At 42.7% G+C, this 8,258-nt stretch carries 9 protein-coding genes; 1 reads left to right on the top strand and 8 read right to left on the bottom strand.

The window, feature by feature from the left end; genetic code table 11:
• The first annotated feature begins 133 nt into the window (after positions 1 to 133).
• The gene (prmC, locus tag OQ5_RS0101075) at positions 134 to 1,018 is read left to right on the top strand and encodes a peptide chain release factor N(5)-glutamine methyltransferase (RefSeq protein ID WP_016775717.1); all 885 of its coding nucleotides are present in this window, start codon (positions 134 to 136) and stop codon (positions 1,016 to 1,018) included.
• Here prmC and OQ5_RS0101070 read toward each other — a convergent pair.
• The 8 genes from OQ5_RS0101070 to OQ5_RS24010 all read right to left on the bottom strand — a co-directional run bounded on the left by OQ5_RS0101070 (position 953) and on the right by OQ5_RS24010 (position 8,046).
• The gene (locus tag OQ5_RS0101070; protein ID WP_016775716.1) at positions 953 to 1,573 is read right to left on the bottom strand and encodes an ACP phosphodiesterase; all 621 of its coding nucleotides are present in this window, start codon (positions 1,571 to 1,573) and stop codon (positions 953 to 955) included. The genes prmC and OQ5_RS0101070 overlap by 66 nt on opposite strands.
• Before the next feature lie 216 nt (positions 1,574 to 1,789).
• A complete protein-coding gene (gene pfkA / locus OQ5_RS0101065) occupies positions 1,790 to 2,770 on the bottom strand; it encodes a 6-phosphofructokinase (protein WP_016775715.1) in 981 nt (326 codons plus the stop codon).
• A gap of 535 nt (positions 2,771 to 3,305) precedes the next feature.
• Positions 3,306 to 4,199: a 4-hydroxy-3-methylbut-2-enyl diphosphate reductase gene (locus tag OQ5_RS0101060; protein ID WP_016775714.1), complete on the bottom strand. Its 894-nt coding sequence runs from the start codon at positions 4,197 to 4,199 to the stop codon at positions 3,306 to 3,308.
• Between the two features lie 3 nt (positions 4,200 to 4,202).
• Positions 4,203 to 4,904, bottom strand: a complete 702-nt coding sequence (gene cmk / locus OQ5_RS0101055) for a (d)CMP kinase (protein ID WP_016775713.1) — start codon at positions 4,902 to 4,904, stop codon at positions 4,203 to 4,205.
• Positions 4,905 to 4,950: 46 nt separating this feature from the next.
• Positions 4,951 to 5,979 (bottom strand): type IX secretion system protein PorQ, encoded by a 1,029-nt coding sequence (gene porQ, locus OQ5_RS0101050; protein WP_026055055.1) that lies wholly within the window; start codon positions 5,977 to 5,979, stop codon positions 4,951 to 4,953.
• 88 nt (positions 5,980 to 6,067) lie between these two features.
• Positions 6,068 to 6,550, bottom strand: coding sequence for a YkgJ family cysteine cluster protein (locus tag OQ5_RS0101045; RefSeq protein ID WP_016775711.1), 483 nt, complete (start codon positions 6,548 to 6,550; stop codon positions 6,068 to 6,070).
• Positions 6,551 to 6,867: 317 nt separating this feature from the next.
• Complete coding sequence (locus tag OQ5_RS0101040) at positions 6,868 to 7,761, bottom strand: DMT family transporter (RefSeq protein WP_044107225.1); 894 nt, start codon at positions 7,759 to 7,761, stop codon at positions 6,868 to 6,870.
• A 153-nt stretch (positions 7,762 to 7,914) separates the two neighbouring features.
• Complete coding sequence (locus OQ5_RS24010) at positions 7,915 to 8,046, bottom strand: hypothetical protein (protein ID WP_016775709.1); 132 nt, start codon at positions 8,044 to 8,046, stop codon at positions 7,915 to 7,917.
• Positions 8,047 to 8,258: the final 212 nt, after the last annotated feature.

Below are 8,258 nucleotides of genomic sequence, written 5' to 3'. Positions count from 1 at the left end.
TCGTAATAGATAATTTATGAATAATGCAGGTTAGACCGGGCTCATCTAATATCTGAAAAACTAATGATCTATTACGACAATTTTACCATGTTCTTTTTATCTATTGTATTTTTGCTCCTTTAATAATTCGCCTATGCAGCCAACAGTAAAAGAATTTATCCAAAAAATACGTCAGGAACTTTCTGATGTATATCCTCCACATGAGGCCTTTCAGTTTGCATGGCTTATTTTTGAGCATCTGTTTGGCTGGTCCAAGACAGAATTGATGCTTAATGATCACACAAAATTAAACGATTCGGAACACTTATTCGTACAAAAGGCCCTTGAAAAATTAATAAACCATGAACCCATACAGTACATACTGGGTAAAACGGAGTTTTTTGGTCTCCCTGTAAAAGTAAATCCTTCTGTACTGGTGCCACGTCCCGAAACTGAGGAATTGGTGGAATGGATTATTCAAAGTGTTTCGCCGGGCAAACCTGTTGATATTTTGGATATCGGCACCGGAAGTGGCTGTATTGCCATCGCCCTCGCTAAAATGCTGCCAAAGGCCTGTGTCTCAGCATGGGATATTTCTCAGGATGCTCTGAACACGGCTGCTGAGAATGCGCATATAAACGAAGTGAAAATCCACTTAGAAAGGAAAAATGTTTTGAATCTGTCGTCCTCTGACATAAAACCGTTTGATGTTATTGTAAGCAATCCTCCCTATGTGAGGGAGTCTGAAAAAGAATTGATGCAATCCAATGTTTTGAATTATGAACCTCATGTTGCTCTTTTTGTCAGTGATTCCGACCCCCTGCTTTTTTTCAGAGCTATTGCCGAATATGCTGATACGGCACTTAATGAAAACGGAAAACTCTTTTTTGAAATAAATCGTGATTTTGGAGAGCCGGTTAGAAAACTTCTTGCGGGTTATGGCTTCAGAAATATTGAGTTACGGAAAGACCTTTCAGGAAATTGCAGGATGGTTAAAGCTGATAAACCGGTCCGGAGCAACCATGAAAGCTCTGACTGAAGCTTTTATTTCCGGCATAAACTCCGAAAATTGTTGTTGAAGCTCGTCATAATGTGATTGAAGCTGTTTCAGAGCAAATGATGTTTTATCGGGAAGAGATGAGTTGGCCGACATAATGTTCAGTGTTTTTTCCACTCCTTCGATGTGTTGATAATTCTCCAATCTTCTGCTTTTGATTAAAAACGGAAGAAACTGCTTGACTTTTGACGGCAAACTAAAATAATGCTGCATTAAAATCCGGTGCGCCCGTACTACAAAGCTGTGCAGATCAACTTCTGAATACACCCTCCAGTTGGCGGCCAGAAAGTGGTCGTAAATGATATCACAAACCACCCCTGCATAACGCCTGTATCCGTCTCTGAAAACAGAGCTGCTTTGCTGAAACACAGGGTGATTATCGGTGAAGGAATCGATGTGCCTGTGCAGGAGAATCCCTGTCTGCATGACACCCGAGTATCGTGTAAAGCGTCGGCCCTTTACATAGTCACCAATAAAATTTCCCACGAGCAGCTTCGCGTCATCACCTGATAAATAGAGATGTGCCAGATAGTTCATACTGTTCCTTTCCAATAACGAACATCCGTCAGGATTGGGATGTTCATTAGTGCGTGTCTATAAACTCACAAAAATATTTTCACAATAAGTGTGTCTGTTCAGAAAGTGCCGGTTGCAAGGCTTGCGATGCCGCCAAAAACGGAGTTTACTTTTTGTCAATGAGTATTTTGGCGGTGAGCGTAACACAGCAAATGGTACTTTATGGTCAGACACTCATTAGATTGAAAGAATATTCGTTAACTCCAGCAATTGAGGATTCAGCGCCTTCTTATTTTTTAATGCCTGACTAAACGGTGTGTGAATGACCTCTTTGTTGGAAAGACCAACCATAATACTTCTCTTCCCTGCCAGCAGTGCTTCAACAGCCGATACCCCCAGCCGGCTGGCGCTTACCCTGTCGAATGCCGAGGGGGAGCCACCACGCTGAATATGTCCTAAAATGGTAACCCTGACATCGTATTCGGGATGAGCCTTCCCTACTTTTTCTGCGATTTTGATGGCCCCTCCTATTTCGTCTCCCTCGGCAACCAATACAATGCTGCTGGTTTTTGATTTCTTAAATCCGTTCTCCAGAAAATGGTTCAACTGAGTATAGTCTGTTTTTACTTCGGGAACCAAAATGGCTTCTGCCCCGGAAGCAATGCCGCTTCGCAATGCGAGAAATCCTGCATCGCGTCCCATTACTTCAATAAAGAAAAGGCGACTGTGGGCTGTGGCAGTGTCCCTGATTTTATCTACTGCCTCTACCACGGTATTTAAGGCTGTATCATAACCAATGGTATAATCGGTTCCGTAAAGATCGTTGTCGATAGTGCCTGGAATACCAACAATGGGCATATCATATTCCTCACCGAAAATCCGGGCCCCTGTGAATGTCCCGTCACCACCTATAACAACCAGCGCATCAATCCCCCTTTTACGGAGGTTTTCAAAAGCTTTCTTTCGTCCCTCGGCTGTCTTGAACTCCATGCTGCGGGCAGATTTTAAAATAGTCCCTCCTGTCTGAATAATATTACTCACCGAGTTTGATTGCATTTCTTCTATGTCATCGTCAATCATTCCCTGGTATCCGCGCCTGATCCCGAAAATTCTTAGATTGTGATAGATACATCCCCGGACTACTGCCCGGATGGCGGCATTCATCCCGGGAGCATCTCCTCCCGATGTCAGTAAACCTACACTCTTTAGGGTGCTCATATTTTCTATTGTTTTAAAGTACAATACTTTGTCAATTTTTGCAAAAAAACTGATAATTAATTGATTATACAATCAATAACAAAAAGCATAACTCTCTCATAAAAAACTTTGCCTCATGGCGTCTCTGCGTTTAGACCCTATTTTAACGTACCATTGAACAACAGTTTGCTAAACTTTTACAATACGTTGCAAACCAATTGCTTGCGATTAAAAGGTTGTTTTTGTTAAAATGCAGTATATCAATATTATATGAATCATCTTTTATCTAACTCAAATTACAAAACACTCTATATCAATCATTTGTTTTGCGGAGTTGGATTTTTGCTTATCAGGCCAATTTTCGGTACTAACGGTAAAATTCTTATCTGCAAAATTTAACACTTCTGCCTTCTGCCTGGCAAACTTCTGCCTGTCGATTACTTATATCTAAAAATCTAACGGGCTATTGATTGAAAGTATTTTGCAAAAAAACATACGAAAATCTCTCTGCCCCATGCTCTCTGCCCCATGCCACACGCTTTCTGCTTCCGTCTTCTCAAAACGTTCTGATTTTTTCAGCCACTTTTTCCATCAGCCACAGGGGCGTCGAAGTAGCTCCACAAACACCGGTACTTGTGGGTCTTGCAGCAAACCACAGGGGTTGCAGGTCGTCGGGGCTGCTGATGAAATGGGTTTGCGGATTCACTGAGAAACAGGCGTCATAAAGTGCACGGGCATTACTGCTTTTTGCTCCGCCAACAAAGATTACCACATCGTGTTTCGATGCGAAATCCCGAAGATGAGGAGCCCGGTTCGAAACCTGCCTGCAAATGGTGTCATGAACCCTGACTTCCACTCCGGGCATGGCACGTCTTTTTAACGCGTCTGCTATGTTGTTGAATATTACGGGGCTTTTTGTGGTTTGTGAAAACAAGACTACCGGTCGGCTGGGGTCTACCAAACGAACATCTTCTTCTTTTTCCAGGATAATGGCTTCATGGTTGGTCTGCCCCGAAAGACCCTTAACCTCTGCATGGCCTATTTTCCCGAAAATGGCAACTTGTCCGCGTTTTTTCTTCATCTCTTCCCACGCAGCCTGAACTTTTTTTTGCAGTCGTAGCACTACAGGACAGGTAGCGTCAATCAATTTAAGTTTCTTTTCTTTTATGGTTTTGTAAGATTCGGGCGGTTCTCCATGAGCACGGAAAAATACGGTGCCATCTTCCAATTGTTCCAGGTCATGGTGATCAATGGTTTTCATTCCCATTTTTTGCAGCCGTTCCACTTCCATATCATTGTGGACTATGTCTCCCAGTGAATATATGGTTTCGTTTTTACCAAGTTCCTCTTCGGCCTTGCTGATAGCGCGTACCACTCCAAAGCAGAAACCCGACTGATCGTCGATTTCTACATGCAAGGTTTGCCTGTTTTTGTTGTCAGAAGAACTCATTTATCAAAGTATACTTTTTTCGGCAAGCTTGTCCAGAATCCAGTCAAGTTGCTCTGTTCTGGTCATGTTACTGTTATCGAGCACAACTGCATCACGGGCCTTTTTCAAAGGGCTTTCCGAGCGTGTGCTGTCTCGTTCATCCCGTTCTTTTATGTTTTTTAGAATCTCATCAAAAGAGGGTCTTTCTCCTTTGGCAACCATTTCGTCGTAACGCCGACGGGCTCTAACCTCCGGCGAGGCGGTCATGAATATTTTCAGATCGGCATCAGGAAAAACAACAGTTCCGATATCACGTCCGTCAAGAACGACTCCTCCTTTTTCACCCATCAGGCGCTGAAGGTCGACCAACCGTTTTCGAACAAAACCTAACGCACTTACCTGACTCACATTGTTACTTACTTCCAGACTTCGTATCGCATCTTCAACATTTTCACCGTTGAGGTAAGTTTCGCTTTTTCCTTTGCTTAGGTTTGACCGAAAACGTATGTCAATGTCTCCAATTACTTTTTTCAGAGCCTTCTCATCTATTTCTCCGCCTTTGATAATGTTGTTTTGCAAAGCATAGAGGGTAACTGCCCGGTACATGGCACCTGTGTCGATATAAGCTATGTTGAGAACCTTTGCTAAATCACGTGCAACTGTGCTTTTTCCGCACGATGAATGTCCGTCAATGGCAACAATTATGGAATCAATGTCTTTTTGCATAGTACACAAAGATAATGAAACGTTCTTTTATCCATATTTTTCCGGCCTAAAAACCGGAAATATTGGTGGTGATGGAAAAATGATTGGACGAGGAAGACAAGTGATACCTGGCAGAACTGTAAGCAAAGTGGAATTTATAAATGCGAAATCCAAATCCCCAGGAATATCCCACTGTTGATATTCTTGAATCGACTTTAAGCTCCTGTCGCCTTCGGGGATTCAATCCTCCGGCAACATAGAAATTATCCGAAGGCACAAATTCCACCCCCAAAACCAGATGTCTTAAAAGCAAATCACCAAAGCCGGCATCAGCACTTTCGGGCTGTGGAACAGTAATGCCATATTCGTTTTCAGGAATCTCATAATCCAATGACCCGGACAAAAGATCCCGGGCGGTTAACGAGAACCGGAATGGCGCATGTTCCAGTTTCAGAGATGCTCCAATTTGAAGATCGGGTTGCAGTGTTTCTGCTGAACTTTCACTGTAAGACCTGATTTGACGTCCGGCATTTCTTAATAAAAGACCGGCATGAAATCTTTTGTTACTGTGACGGTAATGGAGGCCGGCATCAATTGCAATTCCCCACGAATGATACGTTTCAATAGAACTAAAAACAGGCTTGAATGCAATACCGGCAGATAAAAGCGGTGATAGCTTTTTTGAATAACCGAGGAAAACAACCGTTTCGGCAGCACTGAATGTTCCGCTGATCTCACCGTTTTGGTCGGCCATGATCATATTTCCGTATCCCAGGTGATTCAGACCGCCAAAAAAAGTGCCTGTTTTGGGAATGTGCCATGCAAATCCGGCATAACCATAATTGATGTCAGCAACATAAGGAGAAAATCCGATGGTAGCATTTTTATGAAACGAAGAGTCGGCCATGGCCGGGTTAAATAAAGCCGTTCCCGGGTCATTGTCGTAAAGGGCCGCCTGATGGCCGCCCAAAGCATTCATCCGGGCCGACGGGGTGAGATGCAGGATGCCGAATAGAGACTCGCCCCCCTGCTGGGCAAAGATTGATAAAGGCATCAGTAAAATAAAGCAAATATAGATAACTCTTCTAAGTCGCATCGCTCGGTTTAATTGATATTTTAACGCTTCGGCCTTTGGTTTTATTGCAGGCAAAGTTAGTATAAAACGGTGAATACATGTTTAAACATCAACACTCTTGCTTCAGCCGCGCCACAATTTCCAGTACTGCCGGGCAAACGAGCGTGTTGCGCCAGGTGAGTTTCAGTATCTGATGAAACCGCCTTCGATTGGTGTGCGGATATTCACGGCAGGCGCGGGGACGAATTTCATAGATCATGCAGTAGTTGTCGGGCATAAGAAACGGACAAGGAGTTTCTCGGAAAACATAATCGCCATCGTCGTCCTCCTTCAGATATTGCTCAATCATTTCCGATGGTTTCATCTTCAGATGCCTGGCGATGCGGTCGATGTCGCGGTCAATAACAATTGGACTGGTAGTTTTGCAGCAATTGGCACATTCCAGGCAGTTGATCTCTTCAAAGACTTCTTCGTGCAACCGGTGCACCACATCGTCAAGGTTTTTGGGCTTCTTCCGGCGCAGTTTTTCCAGGAACGCTTTGTTCTCTTTTGACTTGTTAAAGGCTTCTTCTTTGAATTTATCTAAGTCCATGTTTTTGTTCTTTAACGCAAAGATGCTAAAACGCTGAGAAGAATTTTAAGATGTTAGTAACTTAACTGCCGAAACGGCTTACCCAAACATTTAACGGGAAATACCTCTTTCCGTGGTCTTAGGAAAAATCCTTTTCAATAAAATTTACCATTTCTCCTTTCTTCCTGTCGGTTACTTTTATTTAACAAAAACCACAAACCGCTCAAAACATGTCATTTATGCACTTTTGTTAGCTTCTTGAATATGTCAGTACCTCTAAAATATTGCTACTGACTATTGACTAAAAACTACGGACTAAATTAATTTCATCTAAAAGTCTATTGTTGCGTTATCCCGTTCCTGCGTAGCTGCGAGATAAACAATCCTCCGATTACAATGGCTATTCCGGCCAGTTTCTTAACGGTCAGGGCTTCATCCAGTACAATCCATGCAAAGATAGCGGTAAAAACCGGAATCATATTGGCAAAAACGTTGGCACGGGTGACTCCGATACGAGAAATTCCGTAGGCAAAGAAAATGAATGCAAAAGACGATGCAAATATGGCCAGAAGTAAAAGTGCTCCCAGTGCATCAGCCGTTACAGGTGTGCTGATAAAACGTTCCCATTCGTTAATGTAGAAAAACGGGAAAAAGAATCCGATGCCAAATAAATTCTGCCATGCCGTCAGATTAACCGGTGAGTAACGATTGCCCATTCGCTTGATCACCACCGAATATGCCAGTGCTGAAAATACAGCGAGAGCCATAAAAAGAAGTCCTTCCATGGGAGCAGTCAGCTCAAAACCATTCTCAAACAGTATGAGACCAACCCCCGAAAAAGAAATGATTATCCCTGCCAGGTTAAGCCACGAAAACCGCTCGTTCATAAACAATACACCAGGAATGGGAGCCAGAAGAGGGATGGTACTCACTATAACCGATCCCATGGTGGAGGGAATATAATTCAATCCGTTGCTTTCGCCCATAAAATACAGGAACGGCTGAAAAAAGGAGAGAGCCAGCAGCCATTTTACATCGTCCTTACGCAGCGGCTGAAAACGTCTGGTTAAAAACAGGTATCCGAAAATAAACAGCGAACTGATCACCAGTCGCAGCCATATCGTGGAAACAGGTGTAAAAACGGTAAATGCTACTTTGGTCCATACAAATGAAAAAGCCCAAAAGAGCATAGTGGCAGTGAGTGCAGCAAAAACTTTTATTCGGTGGGGCATCTTTCCGGTCTCTTTTTTTCGAAAAAGCAAAAATAACGAGAAGCAGGAAAATGTTTTATGACTTTTGCAGGGATTATGGTTGGCACGTGTGGCATGCGATAGTTTTAGGGCAGTGGTTCTTTGTTACTTTTTTGTTTATGTGGTCTGCTGGAATTATTCTGTTTCCTTCGAGGGTGTTTTGGGTATATTATTTATTATTCCTGCCAGTCTGGCAATTCGGCCTCCTCCATCAATTAATAATTCGTGAGTTTTTAGTTCCTTAACTCCAAATTCAGATATGTTCATAGCGCATCTAATTTTAGATTAATTTATTTTCTACTAAAGATTTTAATCAAGCAGACATAAACCAGCACAGAGCAAAGTCCTCCAAATAAGGAAAACAAAATGTCAAAAGAATCTATGGGAATACCATCATCTATGTATCTCAACAGTTCGTGCGTAAGGGTTATACTCAAACCAATGATCAGCGTTTTTCTAAAAGTAAATTTAGATATTAT

Origin of the sequence: Anaerophaga thermohalophila str. Valhall, assembly GCF_000250735.1 — a bacterium.
In the GTDB taxonomy this organism is placed as follows: domain Bacteria; phylum Bacteroidota; class Bacteroidia; order Bacteroidales; family Marinilabiliaceae; genus Anaerophaga; species Anaerophaga thermohalophila_A.
This window is presented reverse-complemented; position numbering and strand designations above follow the sequence as displayed.

What these genes read in the sequence shown, in the direction of transcription:
- pfkA (WP_016775715.1), bottom strand. Translation starts at nt 2,770, where the DNA reads ATGAGCACCCTAAAGAGTGTAGGTTTACTGACATCGGGAGGAGATGCT.
- cmk (WP_016775713.1), bottom strand. Translation starts at nt 4,904, where the DNA reads ATGCAAAAAGACATTGATTCCATAATTGTTGCCATTGACGGACATTCA.
- OQ5_RS0101060 (WP_016775714.1), bottom strand. Translation starts at nt 4,199, where the DNA reads ATGAGTTCTTCTGACAACAAAAACAGGCAAACCTTGCATGTAGAAATC.
- OQ5_RS0101070 (WP_016775716.1), bottom strand. Translation starts at nt 1,573, where the DNA reads ATGAACTATCTGGCACATCTCTATTTATCAGGTGATGACGCGAAGCTG.
- OQ5_RS0101045 (WP_016775711.1), bottom strand. Translation starts at nt 6,550, where the DNA reads ATGGACTTAGATAAATTCAAAGAAGAAGCCTTTAACAAGTCAAAAGAG.
- OQ5_RS0101040 (WP_044107225.1), bottom strand. Translation starts at nt 7,761, where the DNA reads ATGCCCCACCGAATAAAAGTTTTTGCTGCACTCACTGCCACTATGCTC.
- OQ5_RS24010 (WP_016775709.1), bottom strand. Translation starts at nt 8,046, where the DNA reads ATGAACATATCTGAATTTGGAGTTAAGGAACTAAAAACTCACGAATTA.
- porQ (WP_026055055.1), bottom strand. Translation starts at nt 5,979, where the DNA reads ATGCGACTTAGAAGAGTTATCTATATTTGCTTTATTTTACTGATGCCT.
- prmC (WP_016775717.1), top strand. Translation starts at nt 134, where the DNA reads ATGCAGCCAACAGTAAAAGAATTTATCCAAAAAATACGTCAGGAACTT.